Source organism: Ruegeria sp. HKCCD7251, assembly GCF_013031165.1.
In the GTDB taxonomy this organism is placed as follows: Bacteria; Pseudomonadota; Alphaproteobacteria; order Rhodobacterales; family Rhodobacteraceae; genus Ruegeria.
In genome coordinates this window covers 451885-478852 of the sequence record NZ_WPZC01000001.1, presented here as the reverse complement: position 1 = coordinate 478852, position 26968 = coordinate 451885, and the positions used below count along the sequence as shown (strand labels likewise).

Annotated in this window: 22 protein-coding genes; 7 read left to right on the top strand and 15 right to left on the bottom strand. The window is 55.1% G+C overall.

Annotated features, from left to right (window positions below):
* Together GOX75_RS02325 and GOX75_RS02320 are read right to left on the bottom strand one after the other, a co-directional pair.
* Positions 1-1497, bottom strand: coding sequence for a GMC oxidoreductase (locus tag GOX75_RS02325; RefSeq protein ID WP_171120931.1), 1497 nt, complete (start codon positions 1495-1497; stop codon positions 1-3).
* The gene (locus GOX75_RS02320) at positions 1494-1694 is read right to left on the bottom strand and encodes a hypothetical protein (protein ID WP_171120929.1); all 201 of its coding nucleotides are present in this window, start codon (positions 1692-1694) and stop codon (positions 1494-1496) included. The genes GOX75_RS02325 and GOX75_RS02320 overlap by 4 nt, the downstream gene beginning before the upstream one ends.
* Before the next feature lie 353 nt (positions 1695-2047).
* Here GOX75_RS02320 and GOX75_RS02315 point away from each other — a divergent pair, with 353 nt between their 5' ends.
* Positions 2048-2833 (top strand): DUF3299 domain-containing protein, encoded by a 786-nt coding sequence (locus tag GOX75_RS02315; protein ID WP_171121689.1) that lies wholly within the window; start codon positions 2048-2050, stop codon positions 2831-2833.
* A gap of 21 nt (positions 2834-2854) precedes the next feature.
* Here the strand turns inward: GOX75_RS02315 and GOX75_RS02310 are convergent, their stop codons facing one another.
* The 7 genes from GOX75_RS02310 to GOX75_RS02280 form a co-directional block, all read right to left on the bottom strand.
* Entirely contained in the window at positions 2855-3781 is a 927-nt protein-coding gene (locus tag GOX75_RS02310; protein WP_171120928.1) for a 3-hydroxyacyl-CoA dehydrogenase NAD-binding domain-containing protein, read from the bottom strand.
* Positions 3781-4521 carry an SDR family NAD(P)-dependent oxidoreductase gene (locus GOX75_RS02305; protein ID WP_171121688.1) on the bottom strand — a complete coding sequence of 247 codons (741 nt, stop codon included), beginning with the start codon at positions 4519-4521 and terminating at the stop codon, positions 3781-3783. Before GOX75_RS02305 ends, GOX75_RS02310 begins: the two co-directional genes overlap by 1 nt.
* A 114-nt stretch (positions 4522-4635) precedes the next feature.
* A complete protein-coding gene (locus GOX75_RS02300) occupies positions 4636-5427 on the bottom strand; it encodes an SDR family NAD(P)-dependent oxidoreductase (protein ID WP_171120926.1) in 792 nt (263 codons plus the stop codon).
* Complete coding sequence (gene betC, locus GOX75_RS02295; protein WP_171120924.1) at positions 5424-6959, bottom strand: choline-sulfatase; 1536 nt, start codon at positions 6957-6959, stop codon at positions 5424-5426. The genes GOX75_RS02300 and betC overlap by 4 nt, the downstream gene beginning before the upstream one ends.
* The gene (locus tag GOX75_RS02290) at positions 6956-8095 is read right to left on the bottom strand and encodes an SRPBCC family protein (RefSeq protein WP_171120922.1); all 1140 of its coding nucleotides are present in this window, start codon (positions 8093-8095) and stop codon (positions 6956-6958) included. Before GOX75_RS02290 ends, betC begins: the two co-directional genes overlap by 4 nt.
* Positions 8096-8229: 134 nt before the next feature.
* Complete coding sequence (locus GOX75_RS02285; protein ID WP_171120920.1) at positions 8230-9249, bottom strand: GlxA family transcriptional regulator; 1020 nt, start codon at positions 9247-9249, stop codon at positions 8230-8232.
* A 215-nt stretch (positions 9250-9464) separates the two neighbouring features.
* Entirely contained in the window at positions 9465-10877 is a 1413-nt protein-coding gene (locus GOX75_RS02280; RefSeq protein WP_171120918.1) for a cell wall metabolism sensor histidine kinase WalK, read from the bottom strand.
* A 296-nt stretch (positions 10878-11173) separates the two neighbouring features.
* On the opposite strand from GOX75_RS02280, the gene GOX75_RS02275 reads away from it, so the two are divergent.
* Entirely contained in the window at positions 11174-12520 is a 1347-nt protein-coding gene (locus GOX75_RS02275; protein WP_171120916.1) for a cytochrome P450, read from the top strand.
* A 20-nt stretch (positions 12521-12540) separates the two neighbouring features.
* On the opposite strand, the gene GOX75_RS02270 is transcribed toward GOX75_RS02275, so the two are convergent.
* Entirely contained in the window at positions 12541-13674 is a 1134-nt protein-coding gene (locus GOX75_RS02270) for a PleD family two-component system response regulator (protein WP_171120914.1), read from the bottom strand.
* Positions 13675-13990: 316 nt separating this feature from the next.
* On the bottom strand, positions 13991-14740 hold the full coding sequence (locus tag GOX75_RS02265) for an acyl-homoserine-lactone synthase (RefSeq protein WP_254428674.1): 750 nt from the start codon (positions 14738-14740) through the stop codon (positions 13991-13993).
* 561 nt (positions 14741-15301) lie between these two features.
* Here GOX75_RS02265 and GOX75_RS02260 point away from each other — a divergent pair.
* The 5 genes from GOX75_RS02260 to GOX75_RS02240 all read left to right on the top strand — a co-directional run bounded on the left by GOX75_RS02260 (position 15302) and on the right by GOX75_RS02240 (position 23064).
* Entirely contained in the window at positions 15302-16243 is a 942-nt protein-coding gene (locus tag GOX75_RS02260; RefSeq protein ID WP_171120912.1) for a PleD family two-component system response regulator, read from the top strand.
* Between the two features lie 212 nt (positions 16244-16455).
* Positions 16456-18378, top strand: a complete 1923-nt coding sequence (locus GOX75_RS02255; protein WP_171120910.1) for a DUF3604 domain-containing protein — start codon at positions 16456-16458, stop codon at positions 18376-18378.
* A gap of 101 nt (positions 18379-18479) precedes the next feature.
* Positions 18480-19310 (top strand): peptidylprolyl isomerase, encoded by an 831-nt coding sequence (locus tag GOX75_RS02250; protein WP_171120908.1) that lies wholly within the window; start codon positions 18480-18482, stop codon positions 19308-19310.
* The gene (locus GOX75_RS02245) at positions 19307-20308 is read left to right on the top strand and encodes a HupE/UreJ family protein (protein ID WP_171120906.1); all 1002 of its coding nucleotides are present in this window, start codon (positions 19307-19309) and stop codon (positions 20306-20308) included. Before GOX75_RS02250 ends, GOX75_RS02245 begins: the two co-directional genes overlap by 4 nt.
* Before the next feature lie 113 nt (positions 20309-20421).
* Positions 20422-23064 (top strand): AsmA family protein, encoded by a 2643-nt coding sequence (locus GOX75_RS02240; RefSeq protein ID WP_171120904.1) that lies wholly within the window; start codon positions 20422-20424, stop codon positions 23062-23064.
* Positions 23065-23098: 34 nt separating this feature from the next.
* Here GOX75_RS02240 and GOX75_RS02235 read toward each other — a convergent pair whose 3' ends face one another.
* From GOX75_RS02235 to GOX75_RS02220, 4 genes are all read right to left on the bottom strand, one after another.
* Positions 23099-24019 (bottom strand): hypothetical protein, encoded by a 921-nt coding sequence (locus GOX75_RS02235; RefSeq protein WP_171120902.1) that lies wholly within the window; start codon positions 24017-24019, stop codon positions 23099-23101.
* 6 nt (positions 24020-24025) lie between these two features.
* Entirely contained in the window at positions 24026-25339 is a 1314-nt protein-coding gene (locus GOX75_RS02230) for a TRAP transporter large permease (RefSeq protein WP_171120900.1), read from the bottom strand.
* 4 nt (positions 25340-25343) lie between these two features.
* Entirely contained in the window at positions 25344-25877 is a 534-nt protein-coding gene (locus tag GOX75_RS02225) for a TRAP transporter small permease (RefSeq protein WP_171120898.1), read from the bottom strand.
* A gap of 69 nt (positions 25878-25946) precedes the next feature.
* Positions 25947-26921 carry a TRAP transporter substrate-binding protein gene (locus GOX75_RS02220; RefSeq protein ID WP_171120896.1) on the bottom strand — a complete coding sequence of 325 codons (975 nt, stop codon included), beginning with the start codon at positions 26919-26921 and terminating at the stop codon, positions 25947-25949.
* Positions 26922-26968: the final 47 nt, after the last annotated feature.

Below are 26968 nucleotides of genomic sequence, written 5' to 3'. Positions count from 1 at the left end.
CTAGGCGGTTGGATCAGCCAAATGCTCGGCCAGACGTAGTGAAAGCTGAACAATCGTGAAGGTCGGGTTTGCATGCCCACTAGTTGGGAAAACCCCTGACCCCGCAACATAAAGGTTGGGCGCACCATGCACCTTGCAATTGGCGTCGACCACGCCAGTTTCAGATGTCAAAGACATACGCGCGCCGCCCATATGATGACTGGAATAGTCAAGTGGCAACTGTTCCAGCGGCTTACGATTCCAAAGGGACGGATCGACGCGCATTCGACCAAGCCCGCTGCGGATCAGGAACTTGGCAGCTTCGGCTGTGGAACCGCGCAGGGTTTCGATATCTTTCTCGGTCAACCGCAGGTCCAGCCCGACGATGCCCAAGCCAAACCTGTCCCGATTTTCGGTCAGCACAATTCGGCTTGCGGGATTGGGTTGCTGTTCCCCCATCACAAAGGACGTCCCGGTAAAGAAGTAGTCCTCTTCGAATTGCAGGCTCTTGATAAACTCGGCGTCGCCGATTGCTTTTTCTCTGATCGGCAGAGGGTTGAGACGTTGCAGCCGCACAGCAGAATTCAGCCATCCATTCTTGAGCATGTGATCGTGACTGGGACTCAGCAAAAGTTCAGGCCGGGACCGGCGCAACAGGCGTTCAAGCTCCCATGTGGGTGAGTGCGAATAGAGCCGCTTGGTAATAAAGTAGGTGTCGTTGTCGATAATCGGGTGTTCCATGAAACACCGCCCGACCATATCGTTCTGGTTGCCAAAGCGATTTTCGTGACCCGCATTCAGGTGCAGCAACATGCGGCTGGTTTCGATGCCGCCCAATGCCAACACAAACCGGTCGGCCGTGGCCACGCCCTGCCCATCTTCATAATTGCGAACCTGCGCCTGGGTGATACGGCCTGTATCACCATCGACCGCAAACCCCACGACATTGGCGTTCAGGACCAGATCAATATTCGGAGTGTTCTTCAATCTGTCTTGAAAAGAGACACCAAAACGAACGGGGTCTTCATTTCGAACATCATGAAACTGGCGGTCGGAACTGAAACGCTGTTCAACGATCTCCAGATTTCCAAGGTCATCAACGGGCTTTCGAATATCCGCGCTGAAGCGACCGGTTTGCAGAAGGTTTGCCGCCTCTTCCTGATAGGGCACCAGATCTTCAAAGCGGATTGGCCAGCCACTTAGCGGAACATCATCGCGCGGCAGGAAATCAGAACGGTCCAGCAACAGGCACACCCCGCCCCAATGCCCCGTGCTTCCACCCAAGGCCCGAAGCCGCGGGGCAGACAGGGGGTAGTATTCCAACCCCAGATTTTCCCCTTCGTACAGGTCCTGAGATTCCCAGGTCACTTCCCAATCGCCAGCTTCAAGCAAAAGAACACGTTGCTCGGATTCTGCCAGTTTGAAGGCAAGCGTCATTCCTGCAGGCCCGGCACCCACGATGCAGCAATCGTAGCGGTCATCCAATGCGGGAATGTCGCCTCGTGCGTCGAGGATCATGACACCTCTCCACCGTCGAGATCGCTTTCGTCCAGCAACCAGCCATCGACTAGGACAGGTTTGGGGTCTGCAACAGGTGGAAGAGGGTTGTCCTTAATCCGCAGGAAACCAACCCGTGTGATCGGCGGTATCAAAACAATGGCGGCCAGCACACCAAAAACGTGCCGCCGCTTAACAGTTCGTTTCTGTGAAGCCATCGGTAACCACAATACTCTTACAAACAACAAATACGCGAACGGCCAAAACCAGCCAGAGCAACAGTAAGCTCAGTAATTATACTTTCTTTGAGTGGGTTTTGGCAAAACTTAAAAATTTACCTCGATTAAGGACGGCCTTTGCGAAAATCAGGCGGGAAACGGCACGCGCGAAACTAAAGCGAAGTCGCAGTTAAGGCGGCGATTTATACTCAGGCCGACCAATATGCGGGTGAGTGAACGACCCTTTGGATGGGCGCTCGCGGGATCAAAAGATTGTTTTGACCTTGGGTGGTGAAATTATCCGCCTTCTCCAGGCTCAAAGTGACCTATATTATGAGTGGCGAAAGCAAGAAATGCGGGAAAAGTCGTTGTTGTTGAAGAAATGGGCTCAAGGTTTGGCTGTCGCGAGTGTCGCGCTATCACTTCATGCGAGTGGTGCGTCGGCTGGTGTTTCGGTTGACTGGGCGGACCTCCCCGACCCGATCGCCCAAGTCTTTGAAGACCCCTACAGCGACCTGAGCCCCGAAGAATTCGATGATGTGCTGTTTGTCGTCCGACTGCGCGGCAGGCTACAACAGGATAGCGGAACCAGAGACGAACGTCAGAACTGGCAAGAGATGCTGGACGAAACCGAAGCTGCCTTGGCCGCAGGCGGCATCGACATCGACTGGTTGCTTGACCAGCGTCACGTCGTCATGGAGCGTCGGGAAAAAGCGGCGAACGCAGGAAATCCGGTATTTGACGGCAAAAACATAACCGTTGCGGGATTTGCAATCCCGGCACCGCCCGACGCAGAAGGTCGCCAGATTGCGTATCTGGTCCCCCAACGGGGAATGTGCAGCCACATGCCCCCTCCTCCGCCGAACCAGATGATCCGGGTCAGGCTGAACAGTGATTGGACACCTGCCTATTTTCACGAACCTGTCCGTTTGACGGGTCAGTTGAACATTGATCCGACCGACCACCAGATGGTTGTCGTGGACGGCCTTATGCCAATGCGGGCGACGTTCACGCTGGATGCTGATCGGGTTGAAACGCTGGAAAGCCGCGAGGATCGTTTAGAGTGGAGCGACAGCGCAGCCGACAAACTCCGCGCGGCTGGCCGTCGCAAGACCGGTGGGCAGACGACGGCTGACTAGGTCCGGGATAAGGGCCGTGCTTTATCGCAACCCTGATACGGACTTTTGCACGGAAACGATAAGCGTATCGCGTTTTCTGGAAAGTTCAGCAGGCGTCTGCCCCTGTGACGCCGCCTGAACACCCTCGGTCATTTGCCGTTTCACATCATCCGTCAAATGGACCTGACCCAGATCATCCCACCATCCGTTGAACGTGTCTGAGAAGTGGTCGCAGAACGCTTCCAGACCACCCTCTCCTGCCCCGAGATTGAACAACATGGTCGGCCCCATTGCCGCCCATCTCAGACCCGGTCCAGCCCAGACCGCCTTATCGACATCCTCAACCGACGCAACGCCAGAGACAACAAGGTGAATGGCCTCGCGCCAGAGTGCAGCCTGCAGGCGGTTGGCCACATGCCCCGGCACCTCTTTGTTCACTCGGATCGTCGTTTTGCCGAGGCTTTCGTAAAATCCCTGCGCAGCTTGGACAACGCCCGAAGCCGTCTTGTCGTTTCCCTGCACTTCAACCAGCGGAATCAAATGCGGCGGGTTGAACGGGTGCCCCAAGACAAAGCGTGAGGGGTCCGCCCATCCGGTTTGCATCTGTCCCAGCGTCAAGCCGGAAGCAGAGCTTGCGACAATTGCATCCTGCTCTAACGCAGGTTCGATCAAGTGGAAGGTTGCGTGCTTGATGTCGAGCCGCTCAGGTACATTTTCCTGCACAAAACCAGCACCTTCCACGGCCTGCGTCGCATGGTGACAAAAGGTGATCGCGTCCGGGTTTCCGTTTCGAACAAGACCAAGTTCCTCCATAGACGGCCAGACGTCAGCGATATAGCTGCGCACCTTTCCTTCAGCTTGCGGATCAGGGTCGAACATCGCAACGGACCGCCCCGAAGCCAGGAACAATGCGGCCCAACTTGCGCCAATAACACCGCCGCCAAGACAGGCCGTATGCTGAATATCCATCAAAACAATCCCGGATTTAGGGGCGAAGCCGCAGTCATGCCACCGTCAACAGTGAACAACTGACCAGTCGCGAAACCTGCCTCGTCCGAAGCCAGCCAGACCGCCATGTTTGCAATATCCTGTGGCTTGCCGAACCTTCGAACAGCGTGCCGCGCCAGCGCGTCGCGACGCGCAGCGTCGGGGTCATTCGCCAGATCAAACCCGGCGTCCAACATCCCTGTTTCAATCCAGCCGGGGCAAATCGCATTGCAGCGCAGCCTCGGCCCGTGATCGACTGCGATTGATCGGGTGAGCCCATGCACAAAGGCCTTGGATGCGTTGTACAAGGCCATCGAGGGATCCGCGACCATTCCTGATATCGAACCGATGTTGATGATCGAGCCGCCCTCTGCCATTCGCGGGATAATCGCGCGGCAGAGGTTGAATACGCCTTTACAATTCGTTCCAACCACCGCGTCCCAATCTGCTTCCGAGCTGTCGACCACATTCTTTTCAACCTGCACGCCTGCGTTGTTCACAAGGATGCTCAGGTCTTTGATCGAGGTTGCCAATTCGTCCACGGCAGAAGCGTCGGTGACGTCAAGCGATATCCAGATGATGTCGTCCTTCAACCCGTCCGGTCTTGGCCCACGGCCGCATGTCGTCACTGACGCGCCTTCGCGTGCGAAAGCGTCAACAATTCCGCGGCCAATTCCCTGCCGCCCACCAGTCACGAATGCTGTTTTTCCTGCTAACCGCATCACTGCACGACCCTCATACGTTGAACCAATGTGCAGGTTTGCTGCGCATCGACGGACCTATCGCGGCCCGATCCCGCTTCACCGACGCTTCCACGGCATGAGTGAGTAGCGTGCTCATAGCTTCATCTGCTGAACCTGCGCGCTCAGCCCTCCGTCCAGAACCCAAAGTTGTCCACTGGCGTAGCGTGCCTCGTCCGAGGCCAGCCAGTTGACCAGATTGGCAATATCTTCGGGCGTTCCGTAAGTGCGCATGGGGTGCACGTCCCGAACGGCCTGTTGCAACTGGTCGATGGACTGACCGCCCCCGCCAGAGCCTTCGCCTGCAAAGAAACTTTGCAGCATCGGCGTATCAACATAACCCGGGCAAATGGCGTTGACACGAATTCCCTCGGGTCCGTGATCGCAGGCCATCGCCTTTGTCAGCGCATGTACGGCCCCCTTGGTTGCGCAATATGCGGCAAGACCGGGATCAGCAATAAATCCGTCATAACTGCCGAAATTGATGATCGAAGCGGTTGTCCCTTGTGCCGCCTCTCGCAACAGCGGCAGCGCGTGTTTGGCAGTTAGGAAAGTTCCTGTCACATTCACAGCGAACGAAAGGTTCCACTCCTCCAGCGTCGTTTGCTCGATGGTCTTTTCGATCTCGATTCCAGCCGCGTTTACAAGCACATCAAGCTGCCCCGCTTCGCGCCCGACTTGCGCCATTGCTGCAACCGCGTCGGCCTCTTGCGTAACGTCCAGTTTAACGAAGATGCTGCCATCGTCGTCGTGGGCAGCAAGCGACCCTTCTGGCGTTAAGTCTGCGGCATAGACCCGCGCACCCTCCCGCAGGAACCGGGCCACGATCGCCCGCCCGATTCCACCGCGCCCGCCTGTGACCAGTGCAGTTTTCCCCTTCAGCATCATTCAGAGTTCTCCTTCAACGGCGGATACCGGTACCGTTTTGCGGCCACTGTCCAGTCCATGTGATTGCGCACGTATTCCTGCGAGGCATCGCGTGGCGGATTGTAATCCCACGTCTCGCCTGCTCCTGCCACCATCGCCGCATGAAGGGCACGGCGAGATTTCTGCGTGGCGATCACATCGGCGCGCAGGCTCTCGCTGTCCCAACGCTCTACGACCTCTGCAGCAAATTGCTTGGCAACAGACGCATAAGCAGGATCAGCGGCCAGATTGGTCTTTTCGTGCGGTTCCAACGCCAGATCATAAAGCTGCGGTGGATCCGGGTCGCAATGAATGTATTTCAACGCCCCTCTGCGGATCATGAAAACCGGGTATGGTGTCATCTCGGCGCAGTACTCGCCAATGGCTTCGTCCACCGGGTCATACTCTCCACGCGCAAGGGGCAATAACGAACGGCCGTCTATGGGCTCTCCGAAGATATCTGCTGTACCACCCGCGAAATCGACAAAGGTTGGTAGCAGATCGACCAGAGAACAGGCGTTGCCAGCCACACCTTGAACCACACCCGGCCCGGCCATGATCAACGGCACGCGGGCCGAGTGTTCAAAGAAGTTCATCTTATACCACAGGCCACGTTCCCCCAACATGTCGCCGTGATCCGCTGTGACGACAACCAGCGTATTGTCCAGTTCACCAATATCCTTCAGCGCACGCACCATTGCCCCGACCTTGCTGTCGAAATAGCTGACATTCGCCAGATACGCTCGGCGCGCCCTTTGAATTTCTTCTTGGGTCAGAGGGATATAGCTTGCCTCGATCCCATCCATTACGCGGCGCGAGAACGGGTCCTGCTCGTCCGGAGTAAGGGTAAAATCCGGCATCGGCACATCTGAAGCGGAATACAAATTCCACCACTCTGGCTTTGCGACATAGGGGTCATGCGGATGTATGAAACTGGCCACCAGACAAAACGGCGCGACATCCCCGCCTGCGCGCTCTCGCCCGCGGTCGATCAGCCAGCGGCGGGCTGCGAACTCAACCTCGTCGTCATAATCCGTCTGGAAGGTGGCGATTGCCTCGCCACTTTCCTTGACGGTCTGCATGTTGTGATACCATTTGTCGATCCGCTCGTCCGGTGCTTCCCAGTCCGGCGTCCAGGCAAAATCGGCCGGGTAGATGTCGGTCGTGACCCGATCCTGAAAGCCGTGCTTCTGGTCCGGTCCGACAAAATGCATTTTTCCAGACAGACACGTCCTGTATCCCAGCGACATAAGGTAATGCGCAAACGTCGGGACCGAGGCGCGAAACTCGCTGGCGTTATCATAGGCCGCGATCCGGCTGATCAGTTGCCCGGACATGAAGGCAAAACGCGACGGAGCACACAGCGGCGAGTTGCAATAGGCCGCATCAAACCGCATCCCGCGCTGCGCCAGCGCATCAATATGCGGGGTTTTCACAGTTGGATGCCCGTAGGCTCCGCAAAAATGGGGTGCCAACTGATCAGCCATGATCACAACAATGTTGGGCCTGTTCACGGCGCGGCCTTCGCGTAAGCATCCAGCACCAAACCGTGAAAGTGGTGAACGGCATGTTCCGACTTGCCCGATCCGCTGGGGTCGTGAACGATACGACCCTGCGTGAAGGCCGGAGTGCTCATCCCGCGTTGGACGCTTTCAACGATATCGATGTCTTCGCGTTGCAGAACCTCATCCAGATAGCGGATCGCCTCAAGCTCGGCCTCGTCAGGCTCGGGTGTTTCCAAATAGAAATCATAAGTCTCCAGCGTCCGGTCCGGGCCCACCGGAATGATATTCAGCACGATCATCGAAGACCGCCCCGGATACCGCATCAGGCAGGTCGTGGGCCACAGCCACCAAACCGCATGCGTTCGCACGGTTGCGTTGGACACGTCATATGCGGTGTTACTGTTTTTACCGGCTTCGGCCATGTGGCTGGAGTAAATGCCGTAGGTTGTCACCTTGTAGGTGTCCATATCGACCAGATCACAGAAATCCTTATGGGCGGTTGGGCAGTGGTAACATTCCAGAAAATTGTCGACGACATTCTTCCAGTTCGACTTGATGTCATAGGTCAGCCGGTGCCCAAAGGTTAGGTCTTCGATATCCGGTGCCCAGTGGCGTATCTCGGTCTGCAAGTCGCCCGAAACTTCGGTCAGCGGACGCGCGTCATTGTCGAGGTTCACAAACACGAAGCCTGCGAATTCCTCGACCTGAACCTGATCCAGACAGATGTCCGACGTGTTAAACCCCGTCAGGTTTTCGGTTTCCGGCGCACGGACAAGCTGTCCGTCCAGCTTGTAAACCCACGCATGGTACGGGCACATGATCCGAGTGGTCTCGCCCTCGCCAGACAACAGGTGATGCGCGCGATGCTTGCACACGTTGTAGAATGCGCGAAGCGTCCCCTCGCGGTCGCGGACAACGGCAATCGGGCGGTTCGCAATCTCAACTGTCACAAAAGACCCCGGCGCCCGTAGTTTTTCGACATGGCACACCCATTGCCATGTCTTAGCAAGGATTTCGTTCAGGTCCACTTGGTGCCATGCCGGATCAACATAGGCTTCTGCCTTCAAGGAACTGGTGTTCAAAGGATCAGGGCTGAAGCCATCTGAAATTCGCGCAAACTGGGTTTTCGAGGGAAGCTCGCTCATCGGTCACTCCACTTATCTGGGCCGCTGTTGAACCTGGTGTCGGGTAGTCGCTGATATATTCGGCCGAAGCTCCGCGACTTTCTAAACTTTTCTCGCCGCGAAAATGATAATTTCCGACATCAACCGATCTGCAATCACCCCGCCAGAGGCTTGCGATGCATAGGCCAGGCGCGAAACTCAAAGGGAACGCGGCCTTCGATCCGATCCTGACTTGGGGGCAGCCCAAACCTTTGCTTGTACGACCGGCTGAAATGCACTTGGCTGGCAAATCCAGAAGCCATCGCAACTTCGGCGATCGGCATGTCCGTTTGGGTGACCAGCCCACGCGCGCGGTCCAGACGAATGTCCCGATAATACAAGGCAGGTGTTTTCTTGATGTAGGTTGAGAATAACCGGTCAAGCTGACGCTGCGAAAGGCCCGCCGCCCTGCTGATTTCTGGAACCGGTAGGGGCTCTTCAAGGTTGGCTTCCATCACCTGAATCGCCGTTCTCAGCTTGGCCGGGACAGTCGTCCCCAATGGCTCGTTTGTCTCCGGCTGCTGCATGTCCGACGGACCGCGCAATCTGTCATGGAAAACGTACCGCGCCGCAGCGTTCGCCAAGGCGCTTCCATGGATGCCCTGCAGAACTTGCAGCCCCAAATCGACAGCGGCAGTTCCTCCGCAACAGGTGATACGATTGCCATCCAGCACAAACAGGTTTTCGACAACCTCTACGTCCGGAAACAGCTCCTGAAAGGCGTCTATATGCTCATAATGCACTGTTGCCTTCTTTCCGTTTAACAACCCCGCCTGCGCCAAAATGAAGGCACCCGTATCCAGCGCCCCCAATGTCGCGCCATTGCGCGCCCACTGTCGCAGAGCTTTTGCGATATGTGCTGTCACGTGTTTTTCCGGCGTCCAACTGGACGAGATGATGACAACGTCATAGCCCTTGGTTGCGACTTGATCCAACGCCACCGTGTCGATCCCGCTGCCGTTACTGGAAACACAGTAACCACCTGTTTCCGAGGCAAATTCCCACTTGAAATACGGCTTTCCATCCAAGTAGTTGGCGGCCCGAAAAGGATCTATGAAACCCATTGTTGCAGCCAAATTGAAACTTGGCGCTACAACAACCAGCAACCGAGTTTCCGTCCCGTGAGACTTTGCCATATGACCACCTCTTACAAGCAGGGCTCAGACCGCCAGAAGAAAGGTTTTGGCTGGCTCGCGCAAGAGACACGCCAATGCAGCAAGGTCAGCGGCTTTGGCCTTGTTCGCTACGAGGCGCACAGGTCGGCTTCGTCCGTGGCAACGGTTTGGGTAGGCTCGGCAAGCCGCTAACTAAACCGTCGACAAAGCACCGCGTGGGTCGCGGAGAAGCCTCATCAAGCGGCATCGGGCTTTCTTGAAAACGCGCGACTTGCGCCCCTTTTCCCGTCAACAATCGGGAATTCTACGAAAAACTCAGTCCCCACACCTACGGTACTGTAATAGTCGATCGTTCCGCCGAACTGTTCCACGATTTCCTTGGAAATGTTCATCCCAAGCCCGGTGCCTCCGGCGTGGCGCTCATCGGACGAGTCAATTTGAGAGAAGCGATCAAAGACCTTGTCCCGGCTACCTTCGGGAATGCCCACACCTTGGTCTTTCACGAACAACCGCACCCGTGGTCCGATCTTCTTGAACCCGACTGTCACAGTTCCGCCCTCGAACGAAAACTTGGCCGCGTTAGAGATCATGTTGGTCAGAACCTGAATAAGGCGGGATGCATCGCCCTTGATCAACAGGTCCTGCTGTTCAGGTGCGTCCTCGACAAGTTCCACGTCATGCGCGCTGGCAAAGCCAAGGTTGCAGGCAATCGCCTCTTGAACCAGCGGGGCGACCTCAATCATCGTCTGGCGCATGACCATTTCGCCGGCTTCCATCTTTTGAATGTCCAGAACGTCATTAATAAGGGACGCCAAACGCTCGCTGTTTTTGCTCGCCAAGGCGATCAGGTTTTGCATGTTTTCCGGCACCTCGCCCATGACCCCGGAGTTTATCAGGTCCAGCGAGCCTTTTATCGAGGTCAGAGGAGTTCTCAATTCATGGCTCACAGTCGAGATGAACTGAGTTTTTGCGATGTAAGCTGCCTTGGTGCGCTCATGTTCCTCTTTCAGTTTTTCAAGCTGTTCGAGGTTTTTGCGGTAGAGCTTGAGAAAGACCAACGAGCAGTCGATCAAAAAGTACATCACGAAAACGACTGTGAAAAAGTGCAGCCACAAATCCGAAGACAAGTCAGGTTGTTCAACCCAGATATCCCGAACCACGATGACCATGAACGAAACACCGTACATGGCCAGTCGCACGATCATCGCCCACACAAACTGGTGGTTGTTCATCGCGGCAAACAGGGCAGCGGCAAAAAGGAAAAACAAAGGGGTGAAGTGGCCGCCGGTAGGCTGCTCAAGCGCCACCGAAACAGCGTACAAGCATATCGCGGTGGAACTGAGGATTGTATTCAACAAAATCCAGGCGACCATCACCGCGATTGCGCCGCGTTCATCCGGGTTTAGGCGCGCAACCCGTTTTGCCAGGTACAGGTCCTGCGCTTCGCAGATCAGGATTGTGCCATAAAACAGCAGGGCGTTGAGAGGGTCGAAGAAAAAGCCTGTAAGTATCGTGGTCGCCAGAAAAATCGCTTGCCGCTGCCACAGCAGCGCAAAGCTCATGGCGGTATAGTCTTTGATATTTTGCAGCAGCTTGTCGTCGGGCTCACCCGAGTCCCGAACCTGTTGCGATGCGTCGATTGCCGTCATCCCGGTGTCTTCATTACTTTGCCTCTCAGGATGTCTGTACCGGCACAATGAGGACGTAGTTGGTCGGAATTTAGTTCACAGTTTGGCAATACTCCCGAACCTTATTAAGAATTGTCCCGCCTAGTTGAACGTTGCACAATTGCATACGTCTTGAATTGTTTCCCCCAAATAGGCCAATCAATCTCGTCTAAGATCACTAACTCATTGCTTTTTTGAACTTTCTCCACGTAAATATTCCCAATAACCGGCGAAAAGCGAAAAGGGACCGCGTTTTGACCACAATTGGGAAACGTCAGATGGAACAGTTCGACGTGACGCCGGTTTCAGCGAAGCTCGCTGAAAAGCCGGTAACGTTGCTTCAGTTCGCGCGATCCGCTGGTCGGAACATGTTAGAAGTCATTCCGGCCGAAACGCTTCGTCAGACCTATGTGCGTGGGCCTCTGAACATCCACTACATTTGCGACCCGGAAATGGTCACCGAACTGCTTGTCGGAGGCGGCCGTAATTTCCCAAAGGCAAAGTTCACAAAGGACATTATCGGATCTGCGGTCGGCAACGGCCTGATCCTGTCGGAAGGCGAAAAGTGGCGCAAACAAAGACACCGTTATTCTCCGCTTTTTGCAGCCAGAAACCTGCCTGTTTTGTCCCGCCACTTTGCCGAGACCGGGTATGAAGTTGCCGAGTCTCTTGCCGAAAACGAGGGGCCGGTCGACGTTTCGCAGATCGCGCCCGCTTCTACGCTGACAAACATTTCACGGGTCATCTTCTCGGGGAACGAAGAAGTCAGCTCCGAGCAAATTCGCGTCGGGCTTATCGCCTATTTCAACTATATTTCAGACCTGTCCTTGTTCGATTTAATGGGTCTTCCGAAATGGCTTCCTCGCAAGAAATGGCTTAGCAGTAAGGCTCCGGTCACGGACATGCGCGATCTGGCCCGGCATGTTATTGAACTGCGCCGGTCGGAAAACCGCGAAGAACCAGAAGACTTCCTCGACCTGATGATTGATGCGTTGAAGGAAGACTTTGAGGATGCCGAGACAACCGTCGACAACCTGCTGACCTTTGTTGTCGCTGGCCACGAAACCTCGGCCAATGCCTTGGCGTGGGGATACTACCTGCTGGCACTGAACCCAGAGATGCAAACCCGTATCCGGCACGAAATTCGGACAGTATGTCCCGAAGGCAAGCTTGAGTTTTCTCATCTGGAGCATTTGCCGCTGCTTCGGGCCCACATCAAGGAAACCCTGCGCCTTTACCCGTCTGCGGCCTTCTTCGCCCGTGACGCCTCCGAGGCCATTCAGGTCAAAGATGTCAAAATTGAAGAAGGGGATGCGCTTTTCTTCCCAGTTTATTCGCTGCATCGGAATGAAATGTTGTGGGAAGATCCCGCGCAATACCGCCCCGAGCGATTTATGGGAACTCCACCACCCCGCGGCCAGTATATTCCATTCGGAGCCGGACCCAGAATTTGCATTGGCGCGCAGTACGCTGAAACCGAGATCATGATTTTGATGGCTTCAGTCCTGAGGCGGATACATTTTTCGCTGTCAGATGTCGAAATGCCAGAACCTGTTCTCACATTTACAATGCGGACCAGCGGTCCATTGATCTTGAACGCGGAAGAAGTCCCCGCAGGGTCCTGATGGAAACAAGGGTGGCGAGACTATTTACCCGCCAGATAGGTTTCGTTTCCGTACATCTCGCGCAGAACCGTGTCGAAAAGTCTTTTCTGAGATTTTTCTTTGCGCCCTACTCGGACTTCGCATCTTTGTTGGGGCTCGACTTCGGTCCCCTTTCGAAGAGCCTTTTCGCGACCGTCAACTTTTTCGATAGCATTATTCATTGCAGCAAACGCACCTGTCTTGGAAATTGAACGCATTGAAACCGGCGGGCTCATCACAGCCCTCATATAGCCAGAGGCACCCCGTCGACCGAGTGTGTCACTGAAAACATGATTGAGTTGGTCTTCCTTGGGCAACCCGGCCGCCCGATCCCGCCCATGAACAACCACAAGGAAGGCGCCGCCTCCCCTGTAGGAAAACACGGCCTCAGAGTTCCCGGTTGTCAATTCGATACTACGGCCCAGATCGGCCATCGTGCGCCGGAAGCCTCCGAAATCGTTCAGATCAAAGCGGAACTCTGCATCCTGAAGTTTGATAGCGGTCACCCAGGATTCAAAAAGACGGCCTCTTGAAAGTTGTTCGATGTAGTTGTCGAACTCGACATATTTCAAGCAGCGTTCAAGCCCATCTATGGTAAGCGGGTCCTCGAAGCTGAATTGCTGATTATGGTCCAGTTCTTCGCGGAGATTTTTCACCGACGCAGATGTCCTGCGCGCCTTGATCCTCTCCTGCATCAACAAGTGGGCCGCGTGCATTCGACTGCGCAACTCAAAGAAATCAAAAGGCTTGCTGACATAATCAAACGCACCCTGCAAAAACGCGTCTTCCACGTATTTGCGGCCACTCATTGCGGTCAGCATGATGGCCGGGGTTTCCGCGTGTTCCGGGATTTGTCGAATGCGGCGCAACAATTCGATGCCGTTTGTTTCGGGCATCTGAATATCAAGCAGGAAACAATCAAACGGTGTCTCAGACGACTCTATGGCCTGCAACGCTTCGCTGGCTGAACCCGCGACCGAGATTTCATAGTTTTCGAATTCAGCCAGTGCCGCCTGCAGCAACTCCAAAATGCTCGGCTCGTCGTCGACGGCAAGCACTCTTAGTGTTCTTTTCTGCAGCGCGCGGGTTTCCAGCTTACGCTGGAATTGTTCTTTTCCCGGGTTCGTATGTTTCATGACTGGTGAACCGCATTTGACCTCATTAACGCCCTTAGCCTAGGCAGTGAGTGGGACGAAACAGCGGCAAAAAGCCCGGAAAAGCCCCTAAATGTTGTTCATTTCTTGACGTTATTTTGTCGGGCAACGGGCGGATTTCGACAATGCCGTGCCCCGATCGTATTTTTTACAAGTCAAATCAAATAGTTAATTCAAGTCCAAAACGCGCTTCTGCGCGCGCATGCCAAACGGCTTGACCTTACTGCGTATTCTATCAGATCCGGGCGCCGTCGAAAAGCGCCAGAATTCACTCTTGTTATCGAGAAATCGCGGCGGATCAGTCTGAATCGTTCTTAATATTAAACAGCACGGATTGGCTGTAGCTTCCCTCGATCGCAAACTTGGCACCAACGGGTGCGGCCCCTACGCCCAAACGCCGCGACCAACGCGCCCAGATGGACGGCACAATTCCCAGTATCCGTGATGCACCGCCTTTTTCGGCGTTCACCGTCATCTGATAAAACAGTTCGTGCTGTACGGCCATCCTGCGTGCTGACGGAACACTGTCAGCGATGAAGAAGCGCGACGCCTCCCAAACTTTCGGATTTACCGGAGCCTCAAAAAACAGAACGTCTGTAGGCATTCCCGGAAGGATGCCTTTCTGCGCGTCCCGCAGCATATAAGTGTACATGCCACAGCGCGCCGAAGTCGGCAGCAACCGCACCCCGCCAATCACCTCGCCAAATTCGTGCAGGATCACCCAGCGGCAGGCTGGGGTATCGTATTGATCGAACTCCATCCCATCGACTTCGCCGATCTGCCACTTCAGCCGGTCTATGAAGATTGCCTTTCGGGTCTCAAGGTACTTTGCAAGCAGAGTGCCGTGCTCGTGCATATTGCGGAAGTTCAACGTGGTTGCACGAATGCTGCCGAGCTTGCTTTGACGCTCGGACAATCCACGCTTGAGCGCGAACATCTTCTGCCGCGCCGAGACTTTCGGCCCAGCCGGAATATCATTGGCAGGTTCAAGGTCCGGCAGAAGTTGCGACGCCGGGTATGCCTGCTCGTACCTGAGTGGTCGGTCCATATTTTACTCTTAATTTTGCCACACTTATGCCAAGAAGCTGAACGGCAAGTCTATATATTAGTGGCGCTCTCCTTATGATTGTATGGCATGTGTGACCAAATCTCCTCCCATACCTTGGGTTGAGCAAACGCAAGATACCTATATGTATATTTGCTTGACCATTTTACGCTCTAGGCATGAGCTTTAAGGGCATGATCATTCTCGCAAGAGTTTGACTTACCTCCGCTTTTCTTTGCGGTCGCCAAACTCAGTCAGAATTTCAGGAAACATTAAGGAACGCGTAATAGTCGCGGGTTACAACTGAGCATCGTTCACAACTTGGAATGCCTGGTTTTGGTGCGGTCAAGTCTACCAATAGCGCCCTACGGCCTATTTCTCCCGTGCCAAGATGCAACGTGAAAAAATATAAGGTGGGACACATGCGCGCCCTTCAAGTGTCAATGTTTTGCCGCTTTTGTCCGACAGGCTGACCAAACCTAAATAATCCACTCGCCAACCGATCTTTGCCTGACGTCTGCAATGCCCAAAGGTCGGTTCGGTGGCAAAACCTGGTGAATAGTTATGCGGATACTTGCTGTAGACGACGACCCAAGCATTCTGGAGCTGCTAATCTGCGTTCTGGGAGCGTTCGGCTACGAAGATGTTGTGACGGCAAACAGCGGTCACGAAGCAATTCGAATTTTGTCAGAAACCGATCAGCCGTTCGACTGCCTGCTGCTTGACGTGCAAATGCCCGAGATGAATGGCATTACGTTGTGCGAAGAAGCGCGCAAGTTGCCCGATTACAAGTTTACGCCGATCATCATGGTAACTGCCATGGTGCAAAAGCAGTATATCGACGAGGCTTTCGAGGTTGGCGCAACAGATTATGTGACCAAACCCTTCGAGTTTGCCGATCTGAAGCAACGGCTTTCTGATGCATACAGGCTGGCGGCGGAACGACGCGCAGCGATCGAAGTGATGGAAGCCGATGTTTACGCGAATAACGACTCGGAAGTTAATCCTAATTTCAGCCTGACCGACCCGCTCTATTTTGGAGATCTGACAGGTTGCATTGGATTGGCCGAGTTCGAAAACTACGTTGTTCAACTGGCGACAATGCACTCCAGAACCTCCAAGATCGTGGCCGTAAAGGTCGCAGATGTAGAAGAGATTTTTGCGTCAAGCCCGTCCAGCGAATTCCGGGAATTCCTGGCTTCGGCAGGATCGTCGCTTTTGTCCGTCACACAGGAAGGGCGCAACTTTGCGACCTATTGGGGCAACGGGGTATTCCTGCTTATCCATGACAAAAAAAAGGGTATGGGCGCGCAACAATTGACGCACCGACTGTCCCAGATTCCGGCAGGTGAACTTGCAGGTGTGCATTCACCGACCAACTTCTCGTTCCACGTTGGAGACGACGTTTCTTTGCTGGCCCACTCCAAGATGGAGGCGCTGTTCCTGATCGACAAAGCCGTGGAATTGGCCGATATTCCGCAAGGCCCGATTGCACGGTTCGGCTAAGCCTAATACACGATCTGAAATTAGGTGCGTTCAGGACAACTGAGCGCACCTTTTTGTTCGCAGGATACGCCGCAGTTGCGCGGTTCTGGTTTCACCCCTCCTACCGGCGCGCCCAAACAAAAATTCATTCGGATATATTAGAAAAATAGAATATCCTTAGGAGACGGCTGAATCGCCTGTCTTTTTACGACTTTTTTACTGGGGAGATTTCGATGGTCAGACTGCGTTCGTGTTTGGTGGCTTTTATTTCGCTGCCCACCATTACTTTTGCTGACGCTGTTCCAAGCAAGCAAGCCGCCGAAGGCACGTTTGCGGAACGCCCCTTTTCACCTTACGCCAATCGCACGTTCCCCGAGCGCCCCTTGTGGGGGGATACGCACCTTCACACCGGGCTGTCACTGGATGCTGGCGCATTCGGGAATACCTTGCTGCCCGACGAAGCCTGGCGGTTTGCAAAAGGTGAACAAGTCATTTCATCCACTGGCCAGCCCGTTCGGTTGGCGCGGCCCCTGGATTGGATGGTTCTGACGGATCATACCGATCTGATGGGGTTTGCACCTGACCTGCAAGCCGGGAAACCCGGTGTTCTGTCCGATCCGAAAGGACTGGAGTGGTACGAGGGGTACAAGGCAGGTGGCGAGAACGCGGCCAAGGCTGCTTTTGACATCATTACGAATTTTTCGCAGATGACCCTGCCGGAAATCCTGCTTGAATCCTACAGCCCCGGCGCGGATGCCTTTGCGTTCACCTGGGAACAGATCGTTTTGGCGGCCGAACGTCATAATGATCCGGGCAAGTTCACTGCGTTCATCGGCTTTGAATGGACCTCGGTTCCGAAAGGGTTCAACCTGCACCGGAACGTCATGCTGCGCGATGGTCCAATTCGTGCGCTGCAAATGGTTCCACCGGTCACGCAGCCGCCCTATGGGGATACCGATCCCAAGGCCTTGTACGCCTGGCTGGAAGAGTATCAGGAAAAAACCGGTGGGCGGGCCGTTGCCTTTGCCCATAACGGAAACCTGTCCAATGGCTGGATGTTCCCGACCGAAGACACCTACCACGGCGGAAAAGTGGACGAAGAGTATGTTCAAAACCGCGCAAAGTGGGAGCCGCATTACGAAGTCACGCAAATCAAGGGCGACGGCGAGGCTCACCCCTATCTCAGCCCCGATGATCCGTTTGCCGATTACGAAAACTGGGATGTTGGCAATCTGGATATCACCGAACTCAAGACCGAGGACATGCTGGCCGGTGAATACGCGCGCGAGGCGTTGAAACGCGGCTTGGCGCTTGAGGAAAAGTTCGGAGTGAACCCCTACAAATTCGGCATGGGCGGCGCCACGGACAGCCACACCTCACTGGCGACCGCGGAAGAGGAAAACTACTTTGGCAAGTCGGTAAGTGCTGAACCTTCGGCAACGCGCGTTCTGCATCCCTTTGTGGAAAGTGAACTGGGCGCATTCGAAGGACACACGCTTGTCGCGTCCGGGTACACTGCGGTTTGGGCGTCCGATAACACCCGCGCGGCGATCTTTGACGCCTTCAAACGCCGGGAGACCTATGCCACGACCGGGCCGCGCATCGGCCTACGCTTTTTCGGTGGCTGGGATTTTCAGGACGACGACCTACTGACGCGGCTGGTCGCGGATGTCGGTTATACCAAAGGTGTGCCCATGGGCAGCGACTTGCGCCCGCGTGAGGGCGATGGCGCGCCATCTTTCCTGATTGGCGCTCTGCGCGACCCCATTGGTGCAAATCTGGACCGGGTACAGGTCGTAAAGGGCTGGCTGGATGCTGAAGGCGAGCTTCAGGAGAAAGTGTTCAATGTCGCCTGGTCCGGCGATCGCGCATTGGATGCGAATGGCCAGTTGCCTGAGGTTGGCAATACAGTCGATCTCGATACCGCAAGCTGGAGCAATACGATCGGGACATCTGAACTTCTGACCGTGTGGACCGACCCCGAGTTCGATCCGAGCCAAAGAGCATTCTACTATGTTCGAGTGTTGGAAATTCCTACACCGCGCTGGGTTTTGTATGACAAATTGCGCTTTGGAATTGATCTGCCAGAAGAAGCCCAGTTGGTTCATCAGGAACGCGCTTATTCCTCGCCAATATGGTACACCCCCAGCGAGTGATCCGCGGGCTTAAGTCTTCAACTAATCAACACTATTAAGTCACCGGAAACAGAGCCGCTGGTCAGTAATGACCACGGCCCTCCGCTTCCGAGAAAGAGCCCATGCGTGTATTGAAAGACCCCTTACTCCACTTCCTCTTGATCGGGTGCGGAATATTTGGATGGTTCTTCCTTGTTGCCCCGGATGGTGAAGTTGCCCCGCCAGCAGAAACGATAATTGTCGACCAGGATGATGTAGATTTGCTGGTTGCACGTTTTACCGACAGTTGGAAACGGCCACCGACGGACACCGAACGACAGGCGTTGATTGAAGCTCTGATCCGTGAAGAAGTCCTTGTTCGCGAAGCGCGCAAACTTGGGTTAGACCGTGGCGATCAGGTAATCCGGGCGCGGCTGGCGCAGAAGATGGATTTTCTGACAGATGCAATCGCGTCCTCGGTAGAGCCGGAAACCGACGTTCTGCAAGCGTACCTGGAGCAGAACGCGGAACGCTTCACCACACCTCGGTTAATTGCATTTGATCAGGTGTTTCTGGGCGAAGCGCCGACGCCTGCTGACATAGACTCCGCGCTAGCAAGGCTAAGAGCCGGCGAAGACTGGACCGGCGTCGGGGCGCGCACATTGCTGCCGTTGTCCCTGCCTTTAGCTGCCGCACGCTCAGTCGATGCGGCGTTCGGATACGGGTTCTCTGGCGCCGTAAACCAATTTAAGCTCGGTGAGTGGGAAGGCCCCATTCAGTCGGGTTATGGTCTTCATCTGGTTCGGATCACCGACACGCAACCCTCCAAATTGCCCGAACTGGAGGATATCCATGATGCGGTTTTGCTTGAATGGCGGCGGGACACGGGTGAAGAATTGGCGCAGGCCCAGTTCGAGGACTTAGCCGCGACCTATCAGATCGTCACTCCGGAAACCGAAAAGGCGCAGGAATGAAGGCTGCGCTATTTGTGTTGTTGACCGTTTGGGTCGCACTTTCGGGGGCGCCGGCGCAGGCACATGCGCTAGACCCGGGCTATCTGGAGCTGAGGCAATTGGCTCAGAACACCTGGCAAGTGTTGTGGCGAAAACCTGATGTGACAGGCCGCCCCATGACGATTGATGCGGTTTTGCCAGAGTCCTGCACGCCCGCGCGTGGGCCTGAACCGACCTCGGACGGCGTTGCATGGGTATCGGTTTGGGTCGCTGAATGCGAAACCGGTCTTGGGGGAAATTCCGTTAAAATTGATGGGCTGGAAACACAAAGAAATGACGTGCTTTTGCGGCTTCAACCCATTGATGCACCAACAACAACTCTCAGGTTCACGCCTGACACTGTAGAACTGGAAATTCCCCAACAACCTACGACGTTGGCCGTCTTCTCAAGCTATTTTCGCCTTGGTTTCGAACACATTCTGGAAGGTTGGGATCACCTGCTATTCGTTTTTGCCCTGTTCCTTCTGGTGCGTGACAAGTGGCGTCTGGTCGGCGCGGTGACAGCGTTTACAGTTGCCCATTCGATCACTTTGGCTTTGGCAACTCTGGGCGTGCTGAACGTCCCCGGCCCGCCTGTGGAAGCAGTAATCGCCCTGTCGATCGTTTTCCTCGCGCTGGAAATCCTGCGCCGAAAGGACGGGCAATTGCGGTTGTCGGAACAGTACCCGTGGATCGTATGCTTTTGCTTCGGGCTGCTGCACGGCTTGGGCTTTGCCGGGGCATTGGCCGAAATCGGCATCCCCCCTCAGGACGTTTTCGCCGCCTTGCTTTCTTTCAATCTGGGTGTTGAAGCTGGTCAGCTTTTGTTTATTGCGACCCTGTCAGCGGTTCTGATGGCATGGCATTTCATGACACCCTCTGGATCGGGGCGGCTTGCGACTTATTCCATGCCGATCGCAGGCTACGCGATCGGGTGCGTGTCGATATATTGGTTGGTTGAACGTGTTAGCGGGTTTTGATGCTAAGGTGGATGCAATGAATCGGTTAACGAAGAACCGATAATACTTGATCTGAAAGACGCACCGCGAACCAAGCAACAGTGGACGCAAGAATGAATTGAGAGGGGCATATAGTGCGAGTTTTGCTAAAAGGCGCGCTGATAATTGGCGTAATTATCCTTTTCGTCGTTGCCGCCGCATGGCTGTTTCTATCATCCCAGTTTCTGTCGACCCCGCGCACCGCCATGGCCCAACAGGTTCTGACCAACAAGCTGGGTCAGCAATTGGTTATCAACGAAAACATAAGTGTTGGGCTTGGCTCACAATTGTCGGTCACAGCCAACGGCATTGCAATGCCTTCTGCGTCGCTGGAGGGTACCGACCTTGCCAAGATAGATACGCTCAGCTTTTCGGTTTCTGCTGCGGATCTTGTGAAGGGAAAACTGTCGATCAGCAATTTGATGGTGGACGGAATTCACCTAAACCTGATTGCAACAGAAAACGGTAAGACAAGCTGGCCAACCGGTCAAAAGACAGACGACGCAAGCGGCCCAATGCTAACGACGAATGCTGTTTCAGAGATTTTTGCAGACCGTGAACTTAGCCTAACCGACATCACGGTCCTGTATCAAAGTGCGCAAAATGGTCTCGATTTCGATCTACGCCTGCCGGAACTGACATTGGCGTCTGGCGACGGGGTCGCGGTCGCCTCGGCCAACGGGCACGGCACATTGAATGGGCAGGCATTTGACCTAAGCGCCCAATTCCCTGACCAAGACCCTTTTCAGGTAACGGCCAAGTTCGATCAGGTTTCACTTGCCGCGACCGAGGTTCAAGCCGAAGCGGGCTTGGCGATTGCTACCACTGCGACGATTGATGAACTTGGACAACTTCTCGATATTCTAAAGCTGAACCGTGTTCTTGAAGGTTCTGGAAGTGCGGAAGCGGTATTGAAGGTCTCTGAGGGCGTGTCACGTCTGGACGACCTTAACATACAGGCACAATTGGAAGGCGGGCAGAGCCTGGAGCTCACCGGTCAGATCGGTGAGCTTGGCAATCCGGAAGATGTGTCCCTGACGACCCGGATTCGGTTGTACCCAGAAGGGGCCGAGCCCGCGCCGGCTGCATCGCGCTATGACCTGAAACTGATTTCGGTGGACATGGTCATGGACAGCGTCCCCGGTGAAATACCGCAGCGGCAGATGGTCATTGAAACCAATGGTTTCACACTGGACACATCGGGCGAAGGCCCGCCCCCAGTTAAATTCTCGGAAGTGTCCAGAACGCCGGATGGAAAACTGCGAGTTGGCAATGTGAACCTGCGGATCGGTGACCCCGCGAACCCGTTTGTCATTCTCAACGGATCGGTAGGGGACGCGTTGCAGTTGCAGGAGGTCTTAGGCGAAGGAATACTTGAAATTCCGGCAAGCAGTTTGATTTCCCCCGAACTGTTGGGCGAAGATGATCAACTTGGAAAGTTCTCCGGCGCGTTTTCCCTGACCGGCAATATCAAACAGCTCTCGCTCTCGGACTTGAACGGAAGCACAAGTGACACGGATGTCTGGTCTCTGGACGTTCATGGTTCTGTCGAGAACGTTCTTAAGTTCGAAAACCTGGACCTTGGCATCGAAATCGACGTCCCATCCGGTGCCGACCTTTTGCAGGCATTGTCGCTAGAGCCCGTAGATACCGGACATACAGGATTTTCGATCGACCTTCATAGCGATGGTACGGATTGGAACGCACAGGCGGATGTGACCGTCGCCGATTCCGGCCTGACCTTTTCAGCCACTCTGGACGACGCGACCTCGGACCCTGTCCTCGAGGGGTTAATCGAAAGCGACCTGATCCGTATTGACCAGATCCGCAGCATCGTTCTGGCGACCGCTCAGTTACGAAAACTGGGAGTAGCCAACGAGGACACCGCAGCAGAAACAGACGCACAGGCGGAACCCGGCGCCCTAAGGGACGTAACGCTGAAACCGATTGGGCGCTCTATCCTTCTGTCTGGAATGAATATGGATGTTGATATCGACCTGCGTCACATCGAAGGCTCGGACGGTATCAGCACTTTGCAAAGCGAACTGACCCTGAACGAAAGCGAACTGAAAGCGGGGCCGTTGAAGTTTGAATATGGTGGCGCCCATTTCGACGTCAGTGGCCGTATGGACCTGTCGGGCGAAGATCATCGGCTGACACTTAAGGGTCAGGCTGGGGGATGGCGGCTGAACGACATCCTGCACAACCTGAATTTCAAGAAAGGCGCCAGCGGAACTATTTACGCGGATTTCGACGTCACCGGCGGGATCGACTCGGCCAAACATTTCGTCAAATCCATGAGCGGTAACGCCACCGTTTCCATGCGCGACGGGTCGATTGAAACCCAGCTATTGGATCTTGCGGGCCTTGGGTTGCTACCTTGGGTCTTTTCAAAGGAAAAGCAAAAGGTTGCGCCAATCGTGTGTTTACGCGCACCGCTGGCTATTGCAAACGGCAATATCTCGACCAAACAAACCACCATGGAGACCGATCAGGTTCAGGTCGTTGTTTTTGGCGCGGTGGATATGAACAACAAGGCATTGGACCTTAACCTGCAACCTCGCAAAATCGGTGATCCCCTGTCCCGCAGTCCGTGGCCAGTGACGGCGACCGGTCCGCTGGCAAAGCCAAACATTAAGGTCAAGGACGGGCCGAAGCGCCTGAAACGGTCAGACGGGGCCGATCAGATGCCCGCCAAGCGCAAACTTTGCGTGCCCGATATCTTGCAGTTGCAGTAATTTGGTGGACTTAGGTTCCTTAACCCCAGCAAGACTATCCTGCGCGGTATAGCCGTCGCATGACGGTCGGCGTCAGATACATCGGAATTTGATACGCGCCGATGAACACCATCAGTGGCGCGGTAACCTCCGGAGGCAGCGCCACAAAGAAGATGGCAATATTCCGGTTGCCTGCAATCAAGGCCATGGCCGTTCTTTTAGCCGCGGACAGCCTGTTGCGTGTCAGGACATATGTCACCGCCTGAGCGCCAAAATTTGCGCAACACGCAAAAGCGATCCAAAACAAAGCAGTCCCGGGCCGCTCCAACATTGTGCTGCTGACCGAAGGCATTAACCCCACGACAAAAACGGCCAATGTGATCGTGCCCAACCCTTCAAGGTTCATCAGTATTCCTTGCGACGGGGATTTTAGCACTGTTCGACGCAGAGCTATCGCTGCAAATGTCGCAGCGAAAATCGTCACGAACAACTTTAGCACGGCCTGCAACACCGTATGAAAATCACCAATCTCGGGCATCAGCCAAAAGATGGGAAACACGGTCAGCGGTAAAACGGCAGTCCCGGCCACAAGCAAACGCATCGCGTGTTCCGCCGGGTACCCCATCATCAGGCACAGATTGGGGCTGCCTGTGATGGATGGCGCTGCGGTCATGATTAGCAAAGCCAAAAGCACGGGCTCCGCGTTCCAACCAAACAGAAAGCCAACAGCAAGCACAGCCAACGGAATGGCGAATTGAAAACCCAATACAGTCCCGGATACAAGCCGCCAGTCGCCCATCGAGCCCAGAATGGACGACGGCTCCATCCTCAGGACGGTCACAAACAACAGTAGAACCACCAGCGGGGGCAGCATCGGGCGCATCGGTTCGGCCAGTCCCGGCAGCAGCAACCCACCAACCAGTCCAGCCACTAGAACAAGCGGGCCGTTGCGTGCGGCCCAATGCAAGGGGTTCAAGACGGACTACCCACCGGGGCTCTGACGTAGGTTGTCCGGAAGCCATGTGGCCAGTTCCGGGAACCAGATCAACACGAAGACCATCAAGACCATGATCAGGAACATCGGGATCGCGGCGCGGGCAATATAGCCCATCTCATGATTGGTCATGCCCTGCATGACGAACAGGTTGAAACCGATCGGAGGGGTGATCTGCGCCATCTCAACCACAACAACGATGAATATTCCAAACCAGATCAGGTCGATACCGGCCTCCCTGATCATCGGCTCCACAACGGCCATGGTCAGAACGACCGACGAGATGCCATCAAGGAAACAACCCAGAATGATGTAAAAGACCAAAAGCACCATGAGCAGCTCGAACCGTGTCAGCTCCCACCCTGCGATCAGGTCGGCCAAACCACGTGGCAATCCCGTAAAGCCCATCGACAGTGACAGAAAGGCCGCCCCCGCAAGGATTAACGCAATCATGGCACTTGTGCGGGTTGCTCCCATCAGGCTTTCCGTAAAGGTCTTCCAGTTCAGTGACCCCTGCCCCGCCGCAAGCAGAAGCCCCCCGATCACCCCAAATGCTGCAGCTTCGGTGGCAGTTGCATAGCCCAAATACATTGAGCCAATTACAACCATGATCAGCAGGATCACAGGCAACAAAAACCGAGAGTTCCTGATTTTCTCGGAAAAACTAAGCTTGCCCTCGTCGTTCGGATTCCAATCCTTGCCCAGCTTTGAATAGATCGCGACAAAGCCCATGAACATGGCGGCCAGAACCAGACCCGGAAGGATGCCAGCGAAGAACAGCTTGGTAATGGATTCATTTATCGTCACGCCGTAGACGATCAGAGTCAGGGATGGCGGGATCATCAAGCCAAGCGTCGCCGCCCCCGTCAGGGTGCCGATGATCATGCGCTCGGGGTAGTTGCGTTTGCGTAGCTCGGGAATGGACATCTTGCCCACGGTCGTCAGGGTCGCAGCAGACGATCCAGACACCGCAGCAAACACGGTACAGCCTACGATGTTCGTGTGTACCAACCCGCCGGGCAGCGGGGCCATCCAAGGCGAAAGCCCCTTGAACATGTCTTCAGATAATCGCGTTCGATAGAGGATTTCCCCCATCCAAATAAACATGGGCAACGCGGTCAAAGTCCACGAGGACGAAGCTGACCAGACCGTAGTGATCATCACATCGCCGACCGGCCGTGTGGTGAACAGTTCCATCCCCACCCAAGCCACGCCCATCAGGGCAAGGCCGACCCATACGCCCGTGCCGAGCAAGGTGAACAGAACGAAAAGAAAAAGAATGATGACTGAGATATTTTCCATGCCGTCACTCCCCGTGGCTCTGATCTGCGAGATCACGGGTGATACGGTGATCACCTTTCACGACGACATGGATCAGGTGATCCGTCAGGGCGATTGCAAGGATTACCGCCCCGATCAGCATGGATGACTGGGGGATCCAAAGGGCGGTCTTGTCCTGCCCCTGACTGACGTCGTTGAATTTCCAACTCCAGTAGACAAACCGATAGGCATACCAGCAAAAGTACCACATCACGGCAGCACCGACGGCAAAGCACCAGATCTCCAGCACCCTGCGGACACCATTGGGAACGGCGTTCAACAGGATCGACACGCGAATATGGCTACCCCGGTTCAATGCGTTCGCAAAGGCCAGAAAGGACGCCGCAGCCATGGCATATCCGGCATAGTCAGGGGCACCGGGAAAAACCTCGCCTGTCCAGCGGGCCAGCATCTGCACCACAATCAGCAACAAGATGGCGATCAGACTCAGCGCGGCCAGAACGCCTGCGGCCTGATAAATGAAATCCAATACGGACCGAAGCCCTCGCAATGCTGCCATACCGTCCCCGCGATGTTATGATTGGTCAGACAAAGGGCGGCAGGATACCCCGCCGCCCGTTTGAGGGATTTATTGCGACTGGAACGCGTCGACGATGGCCTTGCCTTCGTCTCCTGCCGCCTCGAGCCACTCGTTTGTCATGGTCACACCGATCTCTTTCAACTCGTTGACCATCTGCTCAGAGGCCGGACCAACGGTCATACCACCATCGCGCAAGCCTTGAAGGGTGAAACCAGTATATTCCTTGGCACGCCAGTTACCGGCATATTCCGCCAGCTCCGCGCAGGCCTTGATGACATTCTTGTTGGCGTCAGACACACCACCCCAGACATCTGAGTTGACCATCACATAGTTGCGCGGCAACCAGGCATCCACCTCATAGAAATAATTCAGGCTTTCCCATACCTTACGGTCATACCCGGTGGACCCCGACGACACCATCGAGTCGGCCACGCCGGTTGCAAAAGCCTGGCTGATTTCTGCCGCTTCGATCGTGACTGGCAGCATCCCGGTCAGCTCTGCAAGGCGCGAGGTCGCGTTGTTGTAGGAACGGAACTTGATGCCTTCCATATCCGCGACCGAGTTCACCTCGTTCTTGAAATAGAGACCCTGCGGCGGCCATGGAACTGCGTAAAGCAGCGTCAGGTTCTGTTCTGCCAGCAGGTTCTCAATGGACGGCTTGGCCGCTTCCCAAAGTTTTGCGCTGTCATCGAATGACGTCGCAAGGAAGGGGATCGAGTCAAAACCAAACAGCGCATTTTCGTTCTGGTGCCCCGACAACAGGCGTTCCCCGATGGGGGCCTGTCCGGTCTGAATTGCACGTTTGATATCCGCGCCCTTGAACAAGGACCCCGACGGATGCGTTACGATTTCAATCTCACCGCCGGTTCCGGTGGTAACGCACTTAGCAAACTCGGCCCCCGTAGCGGAATGGAAGTTGGAAGCAGAATATGCCATGGGCATATCCCATTTTTCCGCCACGGCCGGAGCGACCGAAGCAGCTGTCAAAGCGGTTGCCGCCAAAAGACTTGTCAGTTTCTTCATCGTATTCTCCCTATTGAATATCGAACCGCCGGTGTTTCTCACCGACA

Coding starts and splice junctions, on each gene's coding strand:
- GOX75_RS02325 (WP_171120931.1), bottom strand. CDS start 1,497: ATGATCCTCGACGCACGAGGCGACATTCCCGCATTGGATGACCGCTAC.
- GOX75_RS02320 (WP_171120929.1), bottom strand. CDS start 1,694: ATGGCTTCACAGAAACGAACTGTTAAGCGGCGGCACGTTTTTGGTGTG.
- GOX75_RS02315 (WP_171121689.1), top strand. CDS start 2,048: ATGCGGGAAAAGTCGTTGTTGTTGAAGAAATGGGCTCAAGGTTTGGCT.
- GOX75_RS02310 (WP_171120928.1), bottom strand. CDS start 3,781: ATGGATATTCAGCATACGGCCTGTCTTGGCGGCGGTGTTATTGGCGCA.
- GOX75_RS02305 (WP_171121688.1), bottom strand. CDS start 4,521: ATGCGGTTAGCAGGAAAAACAGCATTCGTGACTGGTGGGCGGCAGGGA.
- GOX75_RS02300 (WP_171120926.1), bottom strand. CDS start 5,427: ATGATGCTGAAGGGGAAAACTGCACTGGTCACAGGCGGGCGCGGTGGA.
- GOX75_RS02290 (WP_171120922.1), bottom strand. CDS start 8,095: ATGAGCGAGCTTCCCTCGAAAACCCAGTTTGCGCGAATTTCAGATGGC.
- GOX75_RS02285 (WP_171120920.1), bottom strand. CDS start 9,249: ATGGCAAAGTCTCACGGGACGGAAACTCGGTTGCTGGTTGTTGTAGCG.
- GOX75_RS02280 (WP_171120918.1), bottom strand. CDS start 10,877: ATGACGGCAATCGACGCATCGCAACAGGTTCGGGACTCGGGTGAGCCC.
- GOX75_RS02275 (WP_171120916.1), top strand. CDS start 11,174: ATGGAACAGTTCGACGTGACGCCGGTTTCAGCGAAGCTCGCTGAAAAG.
- GOX75_RS02270 (WP_171120914.1), bottom strand. CDS start 13,674: ATGAAACATACGAACCCGGGAAAAGAACAATTCCAGCGTAAGCTGGAA.
- GOX75_RS02265 (WP_254428674.1), bottom strand. CDS start 14,740: ATGGACCGACCACTCAGGTACGAGCAGGCATACCCGGCGTCGCAACTT.
- GOX75_RS02260 (WP_171120912.1), top strand. CDS start 15,302: ATGCGGATACTTGCTGTAGACGACGACCCAAGCATTCTGGAGCTGCTA.
- GOX75_RS02255 (WP_171120910.1), top strand. CDS start 16,456: ATGGTCAGACTGCGTTCGTGTTTGGTGGCTTTTATTTCGCTGCCCACC.
- GOX75_RS02250 (WP_171120908.1), top strand. CDS start 18,480: ATGCGTGTATTGAAAGACCCCTTACTCCACTTCCTCTTGATCGGGTGC.
- GOX75_RS02245 (WP_171120906.1), top strand. CDS start 19,307: ATGAAGGCTGCGCTATTTGTGTTGTTGACCGTTTGGGTCGCACTTTCG.
- GOX75_RS02230 (WP_171120900.1), bottom strand. CDS start 25,339: ATGGAAAATATCTCAGTCATCATTCTTTTTCTTTTCGTTCTGTTCACC.
- GOX75_RS02225 (WP_171120898.1), bottom strand. CDS start 25,877: ATGGCAGCATTGCGAGGGCTTCGGTCCGTATTGGATTTCATTTATCAG.
- GOX75_RS02220 (WP_171120896.1), bottom strand. CDS start 26,921: ATGAAGAAACTGACAAGTCTTTTGGCGGCAACCGCTTTGACAGCTGCT.